Genomic DNA, 20571 nt, shown 5'->3' on the forward strand with positions numbered 1-20571 from the left:
AGTCCGCAGGGTGTCCTGCGGATCGGCCCCGCCCACGGTGCGCGACATCGGTCAGACCTTCGAGTTGCCCTGATCGAGCGCCATCTGACTACCGGTGATGGTCTTCGCGCGGTCGCTTGCGAGGAAGAGCACGGAGTCGGAGATGTCGTCGGGATCGGCGATGGGCTTCTCGGTGAGGATCGGGACGAAATTCGGTCCCCATGCGGGGTGCTTCTCGAACAACTGCAGGACGGCAACGTCGGTACCCATGGGGGTGTTCACACCGTACGGGTGGATGGAGTTGACGCGGATGTTGAACTCGCCGAGTTCCTTGGCAGCCGCTTGAGTGATGCCGACGAGCCCGAATTTTGCTGCCGCGTAGTTGATCTGACCGGGCATGGCCTTGAGCCCGGCGACCGAGCTGACGACGATGATGGACCCGCCGTTGCCCGCCTCGATCATCGCGGGTGCCGCGGCCTTGAGGGTTTTGAACACGCCCGTCAGGTTGATGTCGATGAGTTCTTCGAACTGGTCGTCGGGCATCTCCCAGAAGCGGTTCCACGTGCAGATGCCGGCGTTGGCGACCACGACGTCGAGGCGGCCGAACTGCGCCACGCCCTCGTCGACGACGGCCTTCAAGGCTGCACTGTCGCGAACGTCGCCTATCCGGGCCACGATTTTGCCGCCGGCTTCCTCGACCGCCCGGACCGTCTCGTGGAAATCGTCTTCGGTCGCCTGTCCGTAGGTGGCGTATTCCGTGACCGGTTTCGCGACGTCGATTCCGATGATCGATGCGCCTTCGCGCGCGAACCGCAGGGCGTGGTTGCGGCCCTGCCCCCGTGCGATACCAGTGATAAAGACGACCTTGCCGTCGAATTCGCCCATTGCAGTCGTTCCCTTCGATCGTCGAGTAGAACCTGTTTCAGTTTTCTCAGATTACAGCTCGCGTGCCAGCGCGTGCCCTTCGTCGACCGCTGAGCGGACACTTCGCGGCGCAACACAGTCACCGATGCGGGCCACTCCTTCTCTTGCGAGTGCTGTGCCCGGACGTGGCGGCGTGCAGTCGACGACCGTCGCGCCCACCACCAGGGTGGACTCGCTCGTGAGGCGATCCTCGAGATGAACACCTGCACCGTCGACCGCGCACACCGTGACACCGAGGTGCCGGGTGATACCTGCCCGCGTGATCCGAGCGTTTGCCGCGACGAGATCGCCGGTAGGCGCCAGCCGCGACCCGGCGATCGGGTCGACGGTCGCATAGTGCACTTCCGCGCCGCTCTCGGCGAGATGCTCGGCCACCGCGACGGCGACCGGCCCTCCCACCGGATCCCACACGACGATCCGGCCCGACAGCCGGTCGGGGTGGGTCAGCGCCTCGATGGCAGTGACATACCGATTCCCGTCGACGACAGGAAACGTGGGGGGCCGGGGTTCGCCGCCGGTTGCCAGTACCACCGCGACGCCGCCTGCGACTGCCGACTCGATGTCGGTGCCGAGGGTCTCGGTGCCGGTCCGAATGTCGACTCCGAGTGCACGGCAACGCCTCTCGAGCCAGGTCGCGAGTGCGGCGAAATCGGCACGCCCCCGTCCGGCGGAGATGACGAGTGTCAGGCCCCCGATATCCTCGTCGCGTTCGGTCACCACGACGCGGTGTCCCCGTTCGGCGAGCACGCGCGCAGCCTCGAGACCCGCCGGTCCCCCACCCACGACCAGCACGTCGCGGGCGACGCTTGCAGGCCGAACCGGCGGTTGTGTCTCTCGGCCCGCCTCTGCGTTTCCGATGCACCCGACGGTCGGGTTGCGAAAATCCCGGACGAGACATGCCTGGTTGCAGCGCACACACGGCCTGGGCGCTCGCCCGGTGCGGATCGAGCGCACGAGGTCGGGATCGGCGATCTGGGCGCGCGTCATCTCGACCATGTCGCAGATCCCGTCGAGCGCGCGCGCCGCATGAGCGGGGTCGACGACACTGCCCTGCAGAACCACCGGCACCGCGCCGTCGACGGCGTCACGAATCCCGCGACACAGATCGTCATTGAAGCCTTCGGGGGTGTGGGCGTCGGGCCGATAGGTCTCGGGCGTGAACAGGCCTCCGCGTACGACGGTGAGCAGGTCGAGGAGTGGGGCGAGGTCGCGTGCCCATGCCGCCGCAGTGTCCGGAACGATGCCCGCCCAGGGCGCGTTCTCGTCGCACGACAGGCGCAGGGCTACTATCCGGGTCGGCCCCAGTTCGTCGCGCACGGCTGTGAGCACTTCGCGGAGGAGTCGCAGCCTGTCGGCACCGTAGGAGTCCTCACGGCGGTTGGTGAGCCCCGACAGGAACTGACGTAACAATGCGGTCGGCCCGGCATCGAGTTCGACGCCGTCGACATCCGCAGCCGCAGCGATCGCCGCGGCACGCCGGTAGCCCTCGATGACCGAATCGACGTCGGTGGTGGACATTTCGGCCGGGAGTTCTCGGGTCGCCGGATCGGGAACTCGGGACGGCGCCCACAACGCCGACTGTGTCCATGCGCTCGAGCCCTGCAGTCCGCAATGCCCGAGGCCGGCGAGGACAAGGGTTCCATGCGGTCGGCACGCAGCGACGATCCGAGCCCATCCCTCGCCGTTGACCTCCGCCAGGGGAGCACGTTCGTATGGGTGATCGAGCCCGTGCACCGACGCGACCTCGGTGACGACGACACCTGCCCCACCCCGTGCCCGCCGCTCGTAGTATGCGACGTGCCGGGGCGAGAACCTCCGCCCCTCACCGAGATTCGTCTCGTGCGGACCGAAGATCACCCTCGCCGGAGCGGTGCATCCGGCGAGGGTGATCGGATCGGTGAGCGCACGGCTCATCTGCATCTGCCCGAGGTTCGTCTCAGATACCGAGATCCCGACGGAAGCCTGCGGGCACGAACACATCGTCGGGGGTGAGCTCGTGGATCGAGTTCTTTCCGAGTCCCATCAGGGCCGAACCGATTCCGCCACCGAGAATGTCGAGGACGTTCTCCACACCCGCCTGTCCGTTCGCGGCGAGACCCCACAGGTAGGCGCGTCCGATGAGGACGCCCTTGGCGCCCAGCGCGAGCGCCTTGACGACGTCGCTGCCGCGGCGGATACCGCCGTCGAGCAAAACTTCGACGTCCTTGCCCACGGCCTCGGCGATGGCAGGCAACGCACGGATCGGTGCGGGGGTGCCGTCGAGGTTGTTGCCGCCGTGGTTCGACACCGAGATCGCGGTGACTCCGGCATCGACCGCGCGCTTGGCGTCGTCGACGCGCATGACACCCTTGAGCACGAACGGACCGTCACCCCACTGCTCACGCAGCCACGCAACGTCTTCCCACGTAGGCAGCGGAGTGGACATCCATTCGCCGTACGCACCGAAGAACGTCGGCGCCTCTCCGCCGGGGAGGGTGAGGTTGGGTGTGGTCAGGTCGGGGACACCGCCCGTCTTGGCCCACTCGAGCAGCCACTTGGGGCGCAGGACGCCCTCCGGCCCGAACTTGACCATCGCGCCGAGGTTCATCTTCTCGGGGATGGCGGGGCTGCCCCAGTCGCGGCCGTTGGAGAACGACCAATCCAGGGTCATGATCAGGCCCTTGGCACCGGCGGCACGCGCACGTTCCATACGCTGAACGAGCACCTCGCGGCTGCCCACCCAGTACATCTGGAAGAACGTCTTGTCGTTGGCTGCCGCGACGTCCTCGATGGATTTGCTCGCGAACGAGCTCAACCCCATCGCGACGCCTCGGGCGGCTGCGGCTCGCGCCACCGCGACTTCTCCGTCGGGATGCACCGCCTGCACACCGGTCGGAGAGATCATCACCGGCATCGAGACGTCCTGCCCCAGAAGACGGGTGCCCATCTCACGCTTGTCGGACAGCCCGGCAACGTGCGGGGCGAACCCGAGCTGGCGGAACGCGGCCGTGTTGTCGTCCACCGTGAGCCCTGCTTCCGACCCGGCAACCAGCGCGCCGTAGACGGACTTGGGCAGTTTCTTGCGCGCGCGTTCCTGCGCGATCGCGACCGTTTCGAACCAGGGGTCCTGGGCCCACGGGTTCTTCAGCCAGGAAGGCTTGGCCATCTGAAGTGGTCTCCTCGGGATCTACAGGCCTGCGAGCGGATTCTCGTCGCAGAACTTGGCGGGGGGTTTGGTGAGCAAGGTCAGAGGCACCGGCGCCGCCGGAGTACGACGCTCGGCACGCTTACCGGTGCGCGAATGGTCGACACTCGATTGCGGCACCGTACGGTCGCCCTCGAGCGCCGCCTGTCCGTATCCCTGAACACATTCGGGGTCCGGTCCGTCCATCGGCAGACCGGTGAAGAACTTCGCCGCCATGCAGCCGCCGCGGCACGAATCGTAGAAATTGCACGACGCGCACGCACCGGCCGACTGTGGCTCACGCAACGAGCGGAATAGCTCGGATGTCTTCCACACCTGCGAGAAACCACCGTCGGTGAGGATGTTGCCCGCGAGGAAGTTGTCGTGGATCGCGAACGGGCACGCGTACACGTCGCCGATCGGATCGATCAGGCACACCACACGACCCGCACCACACAGGTTCAGGCCGGGCAGCCCACCGCCACCGTCCGAGTCGCCGAAGGCCGACAGGTGGAAGAACGAGTCGCCGGTCAGCACCCCTTCACCGTGCGCGACGAGCCAGTCGTAGAGCTGCCGCTGCTGCTCGTGGGTGGGATGCAGGTCGTCCCACACGTCCACGGCACGACCGGACGGACGGAGACGCGTGATACGCAGCGTCGCACCGTAATGATCGGCGAGGGCCTTGAACTCGTCGAGCTGATCGACATTCTGACGGGTGACGACCACGGAGATCTTCGCGTCACGGAATCCCGCCTCGGACAGGTTCTCGAGTGCACGCACGGCCATCGCGAACGAACCCGGGCCGCGCACCGCGTCGTTGACCTCTGCGGTCGCACCGTCGAGGGAAATCTGCACGTCGACGTAGTCGGAGGCAGCGAGTCGCGCGGCGACCTTCTTGTCGATGCGCACACCGTTGGTGGAGAACTTCACGCCGACCTGATGCTCGGTGGCGTAGTCGACGAGCTCCCAGAAGTCGGAGCGCACGGTGGGCTCGCCACCGCCGATGTTGACGTAGAACACCTGCATGCGCTGAAGCTCGTCGATGATCGACTTGCACTGTTCGGTGCTCAGCTCGCGCGGGTCGCGTTTACCGGACGACGACAGGCAGTGCACGCACGACAGGTTGCAGGCGTAGGTCAGCTCCCACGTCAGGCAGATCGGGGCGTCGAGGCCCTTCTCGAACTGGTCGACGAGGCGACCCACTTTCGGGGGTGCGGTGGTGACGGGGGGTTCGAGCAGAGACGTCATGGCGGATCCTTGCTTGGGTCGGAAACGTCAGGCGGGAACGATCATGTGCGAGGCGGCCAGCGTGCCGAGGGCACGCACATAGGGCCGCTCGGCGCTCTCGTCGATCCCGTGGGCGCGCAACGCCTCTCGCACCGAATCGTGCTCGTCGAGCGATTTGACGACCTCGACGATGACGGTGTTCTTCAGGAACGACAGTTTGCGGGTGCCGAAATGGTAGAGCAACGCCCCGAAAGGTTCGGGGCGAAGCGCTACCTGCGGGTGGAGCCGCCAGGTGGCACCCGGGTCGAACGTTTCGGTACTCATTTTTTCGGGGGACACGTCGGTGGCTCCGGGCGCGGTCATGTCAGTACACGCCGCACATACCGTCGATGGACACCTCTTCGACGAGAGACTCCTCGATGAGATCGGACTCGATCACGGCGTTGTCACGATCGGACATGCTTCCTCCTCGGCTTCTCAACACTCTGTTTCTTCCACACGGTTTTCTTCACACACTGTTTCTTCACACTCCGGGGCTGGAGCTCGGTGTCACACTGCACTTGCACTGTGACCCGATTAACCACTCTAATGGCATCGAGTGCAGAATGTCACGCAGGGAGGGGAACCAGGATGCGAAGCCGACGAAAACCGTCCGCTCGGGTAGGACGACGCCCGTCCACCACGAAGGAAAGCCTGTCCGCGATCGGCATCGAACTGTTCCAAAAGACCGGATTCGACGAGACGAGCGTCGACGACATCGCCGAAGAAGCCGGCATCGCGCGCCGCACCTTCTTCCGGTACTTCCCTTCGAAGAACGCTCTGGCCTGGGGCGACTTCGATGCGCACCTCGATCACATGCGCGACCTCCTCGCAGCGATCCCCGACGACATCCCGCTGGCCGAAGCACTCACCGCCGCAATACTCGACTTCAACACCTTCCCCGACTCGGAAGCCGATCGACATCGCGCGCGGATGAGCCTGATCCTGCGCACGCCGGCACTCCAGGGGTACTCGTCGCTGATGTACGAGGGGTGGCGACGCGTTGTCGCCGAGTTCACCGCACGCCGTACCGGTGCAGCTCCGGACGACCACATGCCCCGCACCTACGGGTACCTGCTACTCGGCGTGGCCCTCGCCGCGTACCAGGAGTGGCTCGACAACCCCACGGCGAATCTCCGAGAGCTGCTCGCCACCGGAATGCAACCCCTCACAGCAGGTCTCGACTACAGTGACCCCGTCGTCGCTCCGCACTCCAGTGACCCCGTCGTCGCTCCGCACTCCAGTGACCCCATCGTCGCTCCGCACTCCACCGAGGTTGGCCTGCCATGACCGTGCTCGATTCCCTCGCCCCCTGCCCTCCCGGCCGCTGGACACACGACCACGTCACGGTCGAGCACATTCCGTCCGGTGGTCTCACGTCCGGTGGCCTCACCCTGCATCGCGGCGACGACCGGCTGCACGTGACGCACTCGCTCACCGCCGACCAGCTCAGTGAACGACTCGTCGCCGGAGTCACCGCATCGGTGCAGGACGCCGCGTTCGGGCAGGAAGAGTTCGAGCTGACCATGGTGGGGCTCGTCCGCTCCACGGTGCCGGGCGCACTCGATGCGTGGGTCACCTACTACCGCAACTCGCTGAGCGAACTCCTCGACGGCACAGCGCAATTCGCACCGATCCACGACACGGCCGAGGAACTCGTCCGGGGCGACGTGCTCGACCTCGGATCGTGCTTCGGTTTTCTTCCCCTCCGCCTTGCCCGCGCCGGTACGCACGTGACGGCCACCGACATCCTGCCCGGCACCATGCGCCTACTCGACGCCGTCGCACCCGAACTCGGTATCGAACTCGACACGATCGTGTGCGACGCCGCGCACGTACCCGTCCCCGACAACAGTTCTGACACCGTCACCGCCGTCCATCTCCTCGAACACGTCGGTGCCGAGATCGGCGACGCCGTGTTGCACGAGGCCCTGCGGATCGCGCGCGAACGCGTCGTGATTGCCGTGCCGTTCGAGGACGAGGCGACCGCGTGTCACGGGCACATCCGGACCTTCGACCTCGCCGCGCTCGAGGCATTGGGGCGCGGCACTGGACGGCCCTACGAGGCGTTCGAGCACCATGGCGGCTGGCTCGTCATCGACGTGCGCTGACAAAGCGTCCAAATGACGGTTGGCGTAGCGATATCCGCACACCAACCATCACATCGGGCGCATACGGATTCAGATCAGACCCTGCTTGCTCGCCGCATACACCGCCTCCGCGCGCCGGCTCACTCCGAGCTTGCGCATGATGTTGCTGACGTGGAACTTCACCGTGGTCGCCGAAATATACAGCTGCTCACCGATCTTCGCATTCGACAGGCCACCCGCAAGCAGTTGCAGCACCTCGAGTTCGCGCCCGGTGAGTTGTTCGGCCGAGACGCCCTGTCCGTTGAGGGACCGCACCACGGCCGCCGCGCTGCGCGAATCGAAGGCGCTTTCCCCACGCGACACCGCGCGAATGGCACGGACCAATTCGGTGGTGTCGACATCCTTGACGACATAGCCGCGCGCACCGGCATGCACGGCACGGACGACGATCTGCTCGTCGAGGAACGTGGTGAGCACGAGTAATCCGATACCGGGGTGAGACGCGGACAGTTGTCCGCACAGCGCGAGACCTTCGTAGTCGGATCCGGCCGACAACTTGAGGTCGAGCAGGACGATGTCCGGACGCATCCGGTCGACGAGCGCGACGGCCTCCACCTCGGTCGATGCCTCCCCCACCACCTCGAGGTCGGGTTCCCGATCGAGGATCGAACGCAATCCCTGTCGCAGGATCGCGTGATCGTCGACCAGCGCGATTCGGATCGTGCCGGAGGGCGCGCGCTGCGGGTGTTGTTGCGTCGCGGTCATGATGCCTCTCCCGTCGTGGCCGGGTCGGCCGGGCGCCGAACCGGAATCCGGACGGCGACGCGAACCCCGCCGATCCTGGCTCGGCGTACCTCGAGGGTGCCGCCCAGTTCGTGTGCGCGGGCCTTCATGTTGGCCAACCCGCGATGGTGGCCGTCGAGATCGTTGCCCGCCAGTTTCAACATCAGCCGCATGCGCGCGGGGTCACCGTCACCGTCGTCGGCGACGGACAACAGCACCGACTCAGGACTGTAGGTCAGGCGCAGGATCGCGCGGGTCGCGTTGGCGTGCACGGCGGTATTGAACAGGGCTTCGCCCGCGATCCGGAGGAGGGAGTGCTCGGCATCGCCGGACAGTTCGACCGGGGTGCCACCCACCCGTACCGCGATGTCCAGTTCAGCGGGCGTGTGCGCGACCCGCAGTTGCTCGAGCATCTCGGGGAGCGACGAGCGGTCGGCGTCGGAGGTTCGGTTGAGTGCGTAGATGGCGGACCGGAGTTGTTCGACGGCGCGGCGGGTCAGCTCCTTGGCCAGATCGAGCCGCTCGCTACGTTCCTCTGCGGGAATCTCGCTGCGGCACACCTCTATCTGCATACCTGCCGACAACACGGCCTGGGCGACGCTGTCGTGGAGTTCACGCGCGATACGGTGCCGTTCCTCGTCGAGCGCCTGATGTCGATGCGCGGCACCGAGTCTGCGTTGAGTGAGCGCCAGTTCACGCAGTGTCGCCTCGAGTTCTTCGTTGCGCGCCTGCAGATCTGCCGCGAACCGATTGGCCTCCTGGTATGCCTGCTCGGCGCGATGCAGGAGCAATTGTCCTCGCTGATACAGCGCCGAGTTCTGGAGCGCGACCGCGGTCTGGCTCGCCAGGATCGACAGCACCGCCCGATCCGTGCTGTCGAGGACGCGGTGCTCGGGTGTCCACGCCGCGATCGCTCCGGCCACTCCCCCGTCGAGAACGATCGGCACGAATGCACGGTGCGGCGCAATCTCGGCGGACTGTCCGATCGATCCGCGGCGGATGTCCTCGAGGACGGAGACCACTTCGCCGGGAAGCGGCGGTCCTTCGACGTCGTCGACGAGGAACGGGGTGGCGTCGGGCCCGAGTACGAGTCTGCGCGGACCCGCATCGGGCAGGGTGCCGTCGGTGAGGGCGAACGCCACCCAGCGTGCACTCAGGTGTGCTCGTGCGGCCTCGGCTACCGCGCAGATCAGGGTTTCGGGTCCCTCGACGGTGCGGACCAGTGCGCGGGAGATCAGTTCGAGCGCATATACGACACGTTCGAGACGTTCTGCTGCACCACGGTATTGGGGATAGAATGTCGGTTTGCCCGACCGCAGGCCGGTGAGCGCCGAGAGGTCCGGTGCGCTCACAGTGCCGTCCTGAACAGTTCGACCATCTGCTCATGTGTCGCGGTGCGCGGATTGGTGGACATGCAGGCGTCGCGGAGTGCGCCTTCGGCGAGCCGCGCGAGGTCGCCTTCGGCGACTCCGAGTTGCCGCAGGCCTCGCGGCACGCCCACCTCTCGGGCGAGGTCGTCGATGCGGGCGGCCACCGCGTCGACCGCGTCGGCGGCGGGGCCGCGTGACTCCTCGAGTCCGAGTGTCGCGGCGATGGTGACGTACGGGGCAGGGTCGGACGCGCCGTTGAATCGAATGACATGCGGAAGCAGTGCCCCGTTGATGACGCCGTGCGGCTGGTCGAGGAGACCACCGACCTGGTGGCTCATCGCGTGTGTGGCACCCAGGATCGCGTTGGTGAAGGCCAGTCCGGCCTCCAGACTCGCCTGCGCCATGACTGCTCGCGCCTCCATGTGGAGTGGGTCGTCGATGGTGCGAACCAGCGTGCCGGTGACCATATCGATCGCGCGCAGGGCGTGGTGGTCGGTGAGCGGATTGTGCGCGAGGGAAACGAATGCCTCGATGCCGTGTGTCAGTGCGTCGAGTCCGGTTGCTGCGTTGAGGTCGTCGGGCATGGTGGTGAGCAGGCGCGGGTCGATCACCGTGAGATCAGGTACCAGGGACCGCCCGATGATGGTGATCTTGCTGCCGCGTGCGGTGTCGGTGACGACGCAGAACTGGGACACATCGGCGCCGGTACCGGATGTCGACGGCACCATCACCATCGGCGGAATGGGAATGCTCGCGCGGTCGACTCCCTCGTAATCGAGGATGCTGCCACCGTTCGCGGCGAGGATCGCGATACCCTTCGCGGCGTCGATCACCGAACCGCCGCCGAGCGCGACGAGCACATCGCAGCCGGCCGCGCGGTACACCTCGTGACCGGCCGCGACCTCGTAGTCCTTGGGATTGGGTGTCAGGTCCGACCAGACGGTGGGACTCAAACCGCGGTCGAGGAGGTGGCGTCGCATTTCGTCGGCCCACCCGGCCGCCTCCAGACCAGGATCGGTGACGAGCATGGGCCGGACCCCGCCGAGTCGCGCGGTCGCATGGGCCGCCTCGACCAGCGACCCTTCCCCGAAGACGATCTCCGGGGCATGGAACTTCACGACCCCAGGACGGCTCCCCGCATCGTGGTGGTGGCGCGACCCCGCATACCCGGGCTCCGGAATGACGACGGCCACTGCTCACTCCTGACGGTCGGCGCATGTGTGTGATCCAGCTTACGTGCGCCTCCCCACCCTAGGCTGCCGCGGGCAGGCGCACACCGGGCCGGCGGAGGGGTCATGACCTACCCGATCGGGTAGGTGGTTCTCACTGCCCGGTGTCGCCCATGACGGCTCCTTCGCGGCGCGGGTCGGCGCCGCCGATCCATCCGTCGCCGTCACGCTGCAGTGCGCTGAGCCCACTGGACTGCGGCGCGACGGACACCTCATGCCCCATCTCACGGAGTTGCATGACGAGCCGGTCGTGGGTTCCGTCGTCGGACGCGTCGACTGCCGGATGCTCGCCCCCCACTCCGGTGACCGGGGTGTTCGCGGCACCGAACGACACGGCCGACACGGCCTGCTGCGGGTCGAGCCCCCAGTCGAACGAGTTGACCAGGGTTTTGACGACGAACTGGATGATCACCGAGCCGCCCGGGGATCCGACGACCATCTGCAGATCGCCGCGTTCACCCTCGGGGGTGCGGTCGAACACGAGCGTCGGGGCCATCGAACTGCGCGGCCGCTTGCCGGGTTCGACCCGGTTGGCGACGGGCAGACCCTCTTCGTCGACGGGTTCGGCGGAGAAGTCGGTGAGCTGATTATTCAGAAGAAATCCCTCACTCATGTGGAACGAGCCGAACGCCGACTCGATCGTCGTCGTCATCGACGCGACGTTGCCGTAGCTGTCGGCAACCGAGATGTGGCTGGTTCCGTGTTCCGGGCTCGGCGCGGGGACACCGAGTGGAACCGGGCCGAAATCGCCGGGCTGCGCTTCGCCCATGCTCTTGCCCGGATCGATCAGGCCTGCGCGCTCGGCGAGGTAGTCGGGGTCGACGAGGGTATCGAGCGAACCTCCGGGCAGCGGGACGAAATCGGAGTCGGCGACGTACTTGTCGCGGTCTGCGTAGGCGAGCCGTTCGGCTTCCGAGATCAGATGCACGGCATCGGCATTCGGCACACCCCCGTCGGCGTCGATGTCGCTGGGCGGCAACGCTGCAAGGTCGAAGTTCTCGAGGATGCCGAGGGTCGCGGCCACGGTCACGCCGCCGGACGACGGGTTCGGCATGCCGCAGATCTCGTAGTCGCGATACGGGGTGCACAGGGGTGTACGCACTTTCGCTTCATATCCTGCGAGATCGTCGAGCGTCATCGTGCCGGGTGTGCGCCCACCGGAGTCGGTCGCGGTGGCGTCGACGACGGCCTGGGCGATGCTACCGGTGTAGAACGCGTCGGGTCCGTCGGTGGCGATCGCGCCGAGGGTTTTGGCCATCGCGGGATTGGTCAACGTCTCCCCAGCGGGTTTCGGGCTGCCGTCCGGCTGCAGGAAGTACGCACGGGAGTTGTCGTCGACAGCGAGTTGCGCCGCGGCATCGGCGATCGAGTCGGCCATTCGGTCGCTGATCACGACGCCCTGATCGGCGAGTTCGATTGCGGGGTCGAACAGCCCGGCCCACTCTGCCGAGCCGTGTTCGCCGTGCACCATCTCGAGCATGCGCAGTACGCCCGGAACCCCGATCGACCGGCCGCTTGCGCGCGCGTCGGGTGTCGGTTCGGTGCGGTCGGTGTCGCTGATCCAGCGCAGGTAGTTCTCGGTCGCGGACATCGGAGCCGTCTCACGACCGTCGTATGCCTGGACCTCGCCGGATTCGGCGTCGTAGTACATCAGGAATGCGCCGCCGCCGATGCCGGACGATTGGGGTTCGACGAGCCCGAGCACCATCTGCGCGGCCACCAGCGCGTCGGCCGCGGTGCCACCGTCCCGGAGAACCTCGCACGCTGCTTCGGTCGAGATCGGATTCGCCGTCGACACCGCGAACGAACCGGTGGTCACCGCGGTCATGCCCGTGCGATAGCCGGTAGCGATCTCGGGATTGGTCGAGATGTCGCGTTCACCCGTCTCCGGCGACGGTGGTGCGCCCGTGAGCGGCGTGCCGTTGGGCCCCGCGGTACAGGTAGCGGCGGCCTCCTGCGCGCCTCCGCTTCCGCTGTCGTCGGCTCCCGATGCGCACGCTCCGACGAGCGCGAGCGACACCGCCGCTGCAGCAGCAACCCTGATTCCTGACCGAACCCTCACCCCCGAGATCATCCCCCGACGGTAACCGGGCAGCGACGGATCCGTCCGGCATTCACACTTCCCGGCCTTGACAGATCCGCGCGTACGAGTTCATCCTTTACTCAACCAGATGGTTGATAAACCTGAAGGTTGAGGAAGGCAGGAAACCATGAACGAGGACGACGACCTGCTCGATCGGGCATTCACCGCCCTGGCCGATCCCGTCCGCCGCCGCATCGTCGCCCAGCTCAGCCGGGGCCCTGCCACCGTGACAGAACTCGCGGAACCCTTCGCGATCACCACACAAGCGATCTCGAAGCACATTCGGATGCTCGAGCACGCCGGGCTCGTCACACGCACACGCGATGCCCAGCGTCGTCCCGTTCACCTGAACCCCGCACGGCTGGAGATGCTGACCGCCTGGATCGACCGCTACCGGTTGGTCAAGGAACAGCAGTTCCGCGATCTCGACGCCGTGCTGGCCGGGGAATCGGCCGACCCGACACCATAGAGGGTTCCCGAGGAACCCCCTGGGAAAGGTTCGTCATGAGCAACGCCCTGAACGTCACCGTCCCCGACGGCGTCCCCTTCATCGACTACGAACGCGAATTCGACTTTCCTGTCGCCGACGTGTTCCGTGCCCACAAAGACCCCGATCTCATCGCGCAGTGGCTCGGCCCGCGTGGGATGGAGATGACCATCGACCACTACGATTTCCGCACCGGCGGCAGCTACCGGTACACCCACACCGACAACGATGGTTCCTACACGTTCACGGGAGTCTTCCATACCGTACGTGAGAACGAATTCGCCGTTCAGACATTCGAATTCGATGGCTTTGCCGATGTGGTGAGCATCGAATTCCTCACCTTCACCGATCTCGGCGGTGGGCGCTGCAAGCTCAGCGGCCACGGTGTGTACCCGAGTATGGAAGCACGCGACGGAATGGCATCGTCCGGCATGGAGACCGGCATGAGCCAGGGCTACGATCAGCTCGACGAACTACTGGCACGCGTGTCGGCGTCGTGAACAGCTGAGCTCGGCCACGCACCGATCACCGAAGTGCGTGGCCGAGTTCCGCTGCGCGCGAGAGTAATTGTGCCCCGTCATGCGCAACGACGACGTGATCGCACACATCCGCGTAGTCGGGCATCGCGCACGTCGCCTGGGACCAGTACCGCTCAGGCTCGGGCGTGATCCACGCCAGACGGTGAACCCGTCGCCGCAGCTCTTCGAGCTGATCGACCCGCGCCGGCAACCCGTTGCACCGCCCGTCCCCCACGACCAGAACCGAGGTTCGGTTGTCGATCGAGCCCGCGTGTTCGGCGAGCAGTTCGTCGAACGTCCTGCCGTAATCGCTGCTTGCCTCGAGATCCACGCCGGGGTGCGCAAGCACCGCCGCCAGCGCACCGTCTCCGTCGGCAGCGAGCAACTGCTGCGTCACGTCCACCGGGCGATCCACGAACGCGACCACCCGACAGCGATGCGCGCGACCGTGCATCGCCTGCGCGAGGCGCAGCGTGAACGCGGTGATCGGACGGACCGACAGCGACACGTCGGCGAGCACGAGCAGCCGCACGCGATCCGGGCGTGGCGCACGGACAACGAGGTGGAACGGCACTCCGTCGGTGCGCATTCCGGCGCGAGCGGTACGGCGCATGTCGAGCCTGCCACGGGCCATTTCGCGGGGACGGGGCCGCGCGGGACCACGCATCCGCCGCAACACCTCATGGCACGCGAGTTCGATCTCGGCCCGGTCGATGCCTGCGGGATCGCGCGCCTCCGGTGCGTCGAAGCCGTCTTCGCCCGGCAACGCCGCCCCGGCGAGGGACGCCACGAACGCCTCGACCGCGTCGACGAGTCGGCTCAGCTGGGCCTCCGTGAGCGGCTCGTCGGACGACTCGCCCCCGTAGCTGCGGTGCGGGTCGTAGGCGTCGAGCCACGCGAGGATCGACGCCGGGTCGTCCCACGACAGCGAACCCGCCACGACGGCGCCCGGATCCGCGGACAGCTCACCGACCGTGGCGGTCCCGGCACGGTCGACCGAGACCGTATAGGTGACACCGCGCCTGCCCGAGTCGGAGCCGGTGTCCACGGACAACTCGGCATCCGACGATGTCATCGACACATCGTCGTCGTCCTTGTGCGGGTTGAATCCCTTCTCTGCATCCGGGGTGTCGAAGTGATCGCCCACCTCTGCGGCGCGTTCGTTGTATTCGGCGTACCGAGCCAGGCTCGGGTCGTCGTCGAGGTCGAGCGCCGTGGGCAGCGTGTCGGCGAACACCGCGCGGGGCTCGTCGCGGCCGGGTTCGTGCGTCGCGGCATCGACGGCCCCGAACAGGATGTCGAAGGCACGCTCGAACCCCGGACTCTCGTGTGGGTATTTGGCGCACACCGCGCGCAGGCATGCACGCAGTGTGTCGCGGTCGCGACCACCGACGAAACCGAGGACCCGACGGATCTCGATGGTCTCCGCGGGTGATGCGGCCACCCCGTGTCGCCGCAACAGCAGAGCGAACACCGCGGACACCACATCCAGCGCCAGGCTCGGATTGCCGGTCGTGCCGTGTGGGTCGACACCGACAGTCATCGAGTGCACGGCCGGCTCACCTCCGCGCGCGGACACCGGCACTGCCGCCGCGTCCCCTGAACACCGACGTCGTGGTGTCGGCCGGACGCGACGCAACGGTGACCCGTTCCGAGGGGCTGTCGTTCGAGTCCACCGTGGTCGCCCGGCCGGGTCCGTCCAGTCGACTCTTGGCAAGTTCGACGTCGCCGGTGTACTTGAGCAGCGTCGAGAGCAGGATGTCGCGCATGCCGTCCCATGAGCCCGGACTCGACTCCTCCTCATGTCCCGTGGCTTTCAACACCGTCGCGGCGCGCGCCGCGTCGATGACCTCGGCGACGGACGGACTCTTGCGCAGGGGGAACTCCCGCAGGGTGCGGGACAGTTCGACGATCCGGCCCGCCGTCTCGGCGCGCACTTCGGGAGCTCGGGCGGTGACGATCTCGCGTTCCCGCTCGGGCGTCGGATATCCGACGTGATAGTGGAGGCAGCGACGCTTGAGCGCGGGCGATAATTCACGGGTGTCGTTGGAGGTCAGGATGACCCACGGAATCGAGCGTGCCGTGAATGTGCCGACCTCGGGGATGGTGACCTGCCGCTCGGCGAGCACCTCGAGCAGCAACGCCTCCATCGATTCTTCGGTACGGTCCACCTCGTCGACGAGCAGTACCACCGGCTCAGGTGAGAGCACGGCTTCGAGCAGGGGCCGCACCGACAGGAATTTCTCGGAATAGAGCCCGAAGTCCTGGTCTGCGAGGAATCGGGAGGCATCGGCGAGATCGGGATGTTCCGAGAGGATTTCGCCGACGCGGTCGCGCAGCATCTGCACGTGCAACAGCTGTTTGGCGTAGTCCCATTCGTAGAGCGCGCGGCTGTCGTCGAGTCCCTCGTAGCACTGGAGTCGCACCAGTGTGCGGCCACCGGCCGCGGCAAGTGCCTTGGCGAGTTCGGTCTTGCCGACACCGGCCGGACCTTCGAGCAGCAGCGGTCGTTCGAGTGCGGTCGCGAGATGTACGACCGTCGCGAATTCGTCGTCGGCGATGTAGTCGTGCCGGCGAAGCGCGTCCTTCAGTTCGGCGCCGGTGGCGAACGATGTCATCGTGAAGCTCCCTGTCGCAATGCTGGAGTGTCCTCCCGGGCGCGGTGTACGTCCACGCGCCCGGGAGGACAGGATCGGTCAGTACGTGCCGTTGATGCAGTGATCGACGACGGGGATCATCGACTCGACGGTGACCTCGCGGGGATTACCCGGGGTGCACCAGTCGCCCTGGATGTGCTCGGAGATCGCCCGTACCGTCTTCTCGTCGCCCGGGATGGTCTCGCCGCGGCCGACGTACTTGCCGGTGTTCATCCGGTTCTTGTCGTACGAGTCTGTGCGGACCTGCCCGAAGTTGTCGGGAATCCCGACGTCCTGTGCGAGCCGGATCGCCGCCTCGACTGCGGCATCGGCGGCCTGCACGGTGGTCATGTTGCGGGTGTCGACGCCCATCGCGGTCGCGATGCGGGCGTAGTGCTCGTACCGCGACGGCAGGTTGTACTCCCATACCCGTGGAAGCGCGATGGCGTTGTTGAGGCCGTGGTGGCTGTCGAAGAACGCCGACGTCGCGTGCGAGATGGAGTGCACGATGCCGAGACCACCGGAGTTGAATGCCTGCGCTGCGATGTACTGGGCATTCATCATGCCCTCGCGTGCCTTCAGATTCCGCGGCTCGAACACGGCTTCCCGCAGATGCTTCGCGACGAGTTCGATCGAGTACAGGGCGTTACCGAGCGACGGCGCGAAGTCCAGGCGCGAGACGTACGGCTCCGAACCATGAGCGAGGACGTCGAACCCGCAGTACGCCGTGAAGTGTTGCGGGCAGGTGTAGTAGAGCAACGGATCGTCGATGGCCAGAGTGACGATCGTTGCCTCGTCGAAGCCGACCCACTTGTGTGGATGATCCATGTCGGAGGTGTCGGTGATGACGTACGCCCAGGACGTTTCCGAGCCGGTACCTGCCGTGGTGGATACGGCGATATGGGGCGGATTCTCCTTGTTGGTGGACTTCGCGAAGCCCTCGAACTCGTTGATGTTGCGACCATCGTGCGCGATGACGACGCGCGCGCCCTTCGCGGCGTCGTGGCTCGAGCCGCCGCCGACGGAGATGATCGAGTCGCACTTCTCCTTCTGGTAGGTCGCTGCGGCTTCCATGACGTTGTAGTCCTTGGGGTTGGACTCGACCTTGTCGTACAGGACGACCTCGACACCCTGGTACTCGATCTTGCCGATCAGTTCCTCGATGATTCCGGAGCCGCGCAGGCCGGTGGTCATCAACAGAGCGCGCTTGAACCCGAGATTCTTGGCCTCGACACCGATGATGTCGTGGGCTCCGACTCCCATGAGTGCGCGCGGGAAGGGGTGGAATTCCTTGATGGGGAAATCCCAGATCTGGTTGAGCTCGATTGCCATCGTGGTTCTCCTCGAGAATCGGGGGGCGTGATGAGCCGAGGGGTGTGATGTACGCCTCATGCCCGACCAACGATCGACCAGAGGGTTCTCCGGGAGAAGCCCTGCGCGCGAAAACCGTCCGGTCGCGGCGGCAGGACTGCCCGATCGGGCAGGTGGACCGGCGGCGAACGGGACGGGCAGCGCTACCGGACTCGTTCCCGGTAGCGTGTCGGTGCCGCCGTTCGGCTGGTATTCTTCAAACTAGAACACGTTCTAGAATTGTGGTGAGCAGCACACCGCCGCCCCACGCTCGCACGAGAGGTGACATTTCCCATGACGACAGTCGAGGTGCCGCACGGGTCGCGATCGGTGGTTCTCACCGTGTCTGCCGTCATCGAGGAAACGCCCGACAGCCGCTCGATCGTCTTCGCTGTGCCCGAGGACCTGCGTGAGAAATTCGAGTACAAGCCCGGTCAGTTCCTGACCCTGCGCATCCCGAGCGACCGGACCGGCTCGGTCGCGCGCTGCTACTCCCTGGCAAGTTCACCGTTCACCGACGACGCCCCCAAGGTGACGATCAAGCGCACGTCCGACGGGTACGGCTCCAACTGGCTGTGCGACCGCATCTCCGCGGGCGACAACATCGAGGTCCTTCCCCCGTCCGGGGTGTTCACGCCGAAGTCCTTCGACCACGATTTCCTGCTCTTCGCGGCAGGCAGCGGCATCACCCCGGTGATCTCGATCCTCAAGTCCGCGCTGACCCAGGGGTCCGGCAAGGTCACGCTCGTCTACGCCAACCGCGACGAGAAGTCGGTCATCTTCGCCGACGAACTGCGCGCACTCGGCGAGAAGCACGCCGATCGGCTCACGATCGTGCACTGGCTCGAATCGGTGCAGGGTCTGCCCACTGCAGCACAGCTCGCCACCATCGCAGCCCCGTTCGCCGATCGTGAGGCGTTCATGTGCGGCCCGGGCCCCTTCATGGACGCCGTGCATCATGCGCTCCAGGATGCGGGCATGCCGCGCACCAGCGTGCATGCCGAGGTGTTCAACTCGCTCGCCGGCGATCCGTTCGCCGACCACGAGCCCGTCGAGATCAGCGACGAGGAGGCCGCCGACGCCGCAACCGTCGAGGTCGAACTCGACGGGGAAGTCCACACCCTGTCGTGGCCCCGCAAGCAGACGCTCGTCGACATCATGCTGGCCAAGGGCATCGACGTGCCGTACTCGTGCCAGGAGGGTGAGTGCGGCTCATGCGCGTGCACTGTCCTCGAGGGCAAGGTCGAGATGGAACACTGCGATGTCCTCGATCCAGAGGACATCGAGGCCGGCTACATCCTGGGCTGCCAGGCGCGCCCCGTCACCGACACCCTCAAGATCGAGTTCTGACGACCACCGGGCCGGTGTGCGGCTCGGCCGGCACCGGCGCGACCTCCTCGAGGCGAACCGGCTGCGGCTTCGGCCGACGCAGCACCAGCACGACCCCGGACGTGAGCGCGAGCGTCGCGACGATGGCGCTGTATCCGACCGCGGTGGCGGTGAGCCCGAACATGCCCGTGGCCACGCCTGCTCCGATCGCGGGAACCGAGAACGCGAGATAGCAGACCACGAAGGTGGTCGCGAAGATCTGTGCTCGCTGATTGGAGCGACCCAGCCTGCCGACGATGCCCATGGCGCCCAGGAACGTCGATCCCCACCCGAACCCTGCGATCGCCGTGCCCACGAAATACACGGCCACCACGCCGGACAGCAGACCACCCACCACCACGACGACGCCGGTCGCGAGCAGGACCACACCTGTGACCACGACCCGAAGTTCCGGGAAGCGCCGCATGAGCACCGCCGCGACCGAGCCCGACGTGAACAACGTCGCGACCGCAAGACCTGCAACCAACCTGTCGTCGATACCGAACACCACGTCGACGATCGACGTTCCCAGCGACATGTACAGGCCCCCGAGCGCCCATGCCGACATCAAGCACGGCAATACCAAGAAGAACTGCGCACGCACCTCCTGGGGTAACGCCACGCTCGGTTTCAGTGCACGCAGTGCGTCTCCCCGAGAGGAGAACCCTGTGGGCTGCGAATTCTCCGGCACGAACAGGAGAGCGATGACGATTCCGATCGCGAGGACCACGATGAGCGCATAGCTCGACACCGTCGGGAACGGCGCGAACTGAACCAGCAGACCGGCGCCCGCCGCGCCCAGGCCGAGCCCCAACGACGGCGCGATGCTGTTGATCAGCGGACCGACCCGAGGGTTGGGTTGCAGATCGATCATCCCCGCGGCAACTGCTCCCGTGGCAGTGCCCACCGCCAACCCTTGGATGATGCGCGCCGCGATCAACCACCCGACATTGTCGGCGAAGATGAACACGACCATCGAGATCGCGAGAATCACCATCGCTGCCCCGATGATCGGACGACGACCGATGCGGTCGGACAACGCACCGACGGTGAGCAGCGTCGCGAGGAGAGAAACGACGTAGATCGCGAAGACCACGGTGAGCACCGCCGCCGAGAATCCCCACATCTCCTGGTAGACGGGATACAGAGGCGACGGCACCGACGACGATCCGGTGAGGGTGAACGCCCCCACCCCCATCACCGCGAATCCGAACACACGAGACCCGTCAGCGGATGGGGCGGGCGAGACCATCGAACCTCCAGCAGGGAAACAGCGAATAGGAAACAAAGCTACGAGTGCAAGCAGCAGCGCCGCGTCGCGGCGC

19 protein-coding genes are annotated in these 20571 nt (G+C 66.4%); 5 read left to right on the plus strand and 14 right to left on the minus strand.

The genetic code is table 11. The features are described 5' to 3' along the window. Nucleotides 1-51: 51 nt before the first annotated feature. Genes ACFWB0_RS23825 through mftA form a run of 6 tightly spaced genes read right to left on the minus strand, consistent with a single transcriptional unit; the run spans nt 52 to nt 5753 of the window. Entirely contained in the window at nt 52-864 is an 813-nt protein-coding gene (locus ACFWB0_RS23825; RefSeq protein WP_378492871.1) for a mycofactocin-coupled SDR family oxidoreductase, read from the minus strand. A 51-nt stretch (nt 865-915) separates the two neighbouring features. Beyond that, the gene (locus ACFWB0_RS23830; protein WP_378492886.1) at nt 916-2817 is read right to left on the minus strand and encodes a mycofactocin system FadH/OYE family oxidoreductase 1; all 1902 of its coding nucleotides are present in this window, start codon (nt 2815-2817) and stop codon (nt 916-918) included. 22 nt (nt 2818-2839) lie between these two features. Beyond that, nucleotides 2840-4048: a pre-mycofactocin synthase MftD gene (mftD, locus tag ACFWB0_RS23835; protein WP_378492872.1), complete on the minus strand. Its 1209-nt coding sequence runs from the start codon at nt 4046-4048 to the stop codon at nt 2840-2842. 21 nt (nt 4049-4069) lie between these two features. Further along, complete coding sequence (mftC, locus tag ACFWB0_RS23840) at nt 4070-5314, minus strand: mycofactocin radical SAM maturase (protein WP_378492873.1); 1245 nt, start codon at nt 5312-5314, stop codon at nt 4070-4072. 27 nt (nt 5315-5341) lie between these two features. Continuing rightward, the gene (mftB, locus tag ACFWB0_RS23845; protein ID WP_378492874.1) at nt 5342-5617 is read right to left on the minus strand and encodes a mycofactocin biosynthesis chaperone MftB; all 276 of its coding nucleotides are present in this window, start codon (nt 5615-5617) and stop codon (nt 5342-5344) included. A gap of 40 nt (nt 5618-5657) precedes the next feature. Beyond that, on the minus strand, nt 5658-5753 hold the full coding sequence (gene mftA / locus ACFWB0_RS23850) for a mycofactocin precursor MftA (RefSeq protein ID WP_006553546.1): 96 nt from the start codon (nt 5751-5753) through the stop codon (nt 5658-5660). 170 nt (nt 5754-5923) lie between these two features. On the opposite strand from mftA, the gene mftR reads away from it, so the two are divergent. Next, nucleotides 5924-6622, plus strand: coding sequence for a mycofactocin system transcriptional regulator (gene mftR / locus ACFWB0_RS23855; RefSeq protein WP_378492875.1), 699 nt, complete (start codon nt 5924-5926; stop codon nt 6620-6622). Further along, on the plus strand, nt 6619-7443 hold the full coding sequence (mftM, locus tag ACFWB0_RS23860) for a mycofactocin oligosaccharide methyltransferase MftM (protein WP_378492876.1): 825 nt from the start codon (nt 6619-6621) through the stop codon (nt 7441-7443). The genes mftR and mftM overlap by 4 nt, the downstream gene beginning before the upstream one ends. Before the next feature lie 69 nt (nt 7444-7512). Here the strand turns inward: mftM and ACFWB0_RS23865 are convergent, their stop codons facing one another. The 4 genes from ACFWB0_RS23865 to ggt all read right to left on the minus strand — a co-directional run bounded on the left by ACFWB0_RS23865 (nt 7513) and on the right by ggt (nt 12878). Further along, the gene (locus ACFWB0_RS23865; RefSeq protein WP_378492877.1) at nt 7513-8187 is read right to left on the minus strand and encodes a response regulator; all 675 of its coding nucleotides are present in this window, start codon (nt 8185-8187) and stop codon (nt 7513-7515) included. After that, entirely contained in the window at nt 8184-9557 is a 1374-nt protein-coding gene (locus ACFWB0_RS23870; RefSeq protein ID WP_378492878.1) for a histidine kinase, read from the minus strand. The genes ACFWB0_RS23865 and ACFWB0_RS23870 overlap by 4 nt, the downstream gene beginning before the upstream one ends. Next, entirely contained in the window at nt 9554-10756 is a 1203-nt protein-coding gene (locus tag ACFWB0_RS23875; protein ID WP_378492887.1) for an iron-containing alcohol dehydrogenase, read from the minus strand. The genes ACFWB0_RS23870 and ACFWB0_RS23875 overlap by 4 nt, the downstream gene beginning before the upstream one ends. Nucleotides 10757-10898: 142 nt before the next feature. Beyond that, nucleotides 10899-12878 carry a gamma-glutamyltransferase gene (ggt, locus tag ACFWB0_RS23880; protein ID WP_378492879.1) on the minus strand — a complete coding sequence of 660 codons (1980 nt, stop codon included), beginning with the start codon at nt 12876-12878 and terminating at the stop codon, nt 10899-10901. A gap of 136 nt (nt 12879-13014) precedes the next feature. On the opposite strand from ggt, the gene ACFWB0_RS23885 reads away from it, so the two are divergent. Further along, nucleotides 13015-13356, plus strand: coding sequence for an ArsR/SmtB family transcription factor (locus ACFWB0_RS23885; RefSeq protein WP_378492880.1), 342 nt, complete (start codon nt 13015-13017; stop codon nt 13354-13356). Nucleotides 13357-13391: 35 nt separating this feature from the next. After that, nucleotides 13392-13874, plus strand: coding sequence for an SRPBCC family protein (locus ACFWB0_RS23890; RefSeq protein ID WP_378492881.1), 483 nt, complete (start codon nt 13392-13394; stop codon nt 13872-13874). 25 nt (nt 13875-13899) lie between these two features. Here ACFWB0_RS23890 and ACFWB0_RS23895 read toward each other — a convergent pair whose 3' ends face one another. From ACFWB0_RS23895 to mdo, 3 genes are all read right to left on the minus strand, one after another. Then, complete coding sequence (locus ACFWB0_RS23895) at nt 13900-15435, minus strand: VWA domain-containing protein (protein WP_378492888.1); 1536 nt, start codon at nt 15433-15435, stop codon at nt 13900-13902. A 16-nt stretch (nt 15436-15451) separates the two neighbouring features. After that, a complete protein-coding gene (locus ACFWB0_RS23900) occupies nt 15452-16510 on the minus strand; it encodes an AAA family ATPase (protein ID WP_378492882.1) in 1059 nt (352 codons plus the stop codon). Nucleotides 16511-16588: 78 nt separating this feature from the next. After that, nucleotides 16589-17860, minus strand: a complete 1272-nt coding sequence (gene mdo, locus ACFWB0_RS23905; RefSeq protein ID WP_378492883.1) for an NDMA-dependent methanol dehydrogenase — start codon at nt 17858-17860, stop codon at nt 16589-16591. 312 nt (nt 17861-18172) lie between these two features. Here mdo and ACFWB0_RS23910 point away from each other — a divergent pair, with 312 nt between their 5' ends. Further along, nucleotides 18173-19228: a 2Fe-2S iron-sulfur cluster-binding protein gene (locus ACFWB0_RS23910; RefSeq protein WP_378492884.1), complete on the plus strand. Its 1056-nt coding sequence runs from the start codon at nt 18173-18175 to the stop codon at nt 19226-19228. On the opposite strand, the gene ACFWB0_RS23915 is transcribed toward ACFWB0_RS23910, so the two are convergent. Next, nucleotides 19212-20571 (minus strand): MFS transporter (locus tag ACFWB0_RS23915; RefSeq protein ID WP_378492885.1); only part of this gene is annotated, 1360 nt, incomplete at its 5' end. The two genes, ACFWB0_RS23910 and ACFWB0_RS23915, sit on opposite strands and share 17 nt — an antisense overlap.

The sequence above is a fragment of the Rhodococcus sp. NPDC060086 genome, from assembly GCF_042730275.1.
GTDB lineage: Bacteria > Actinomycetota > Actinomycetes > Mycobacteriales > Mycobacteriaceae > Rhodococcus.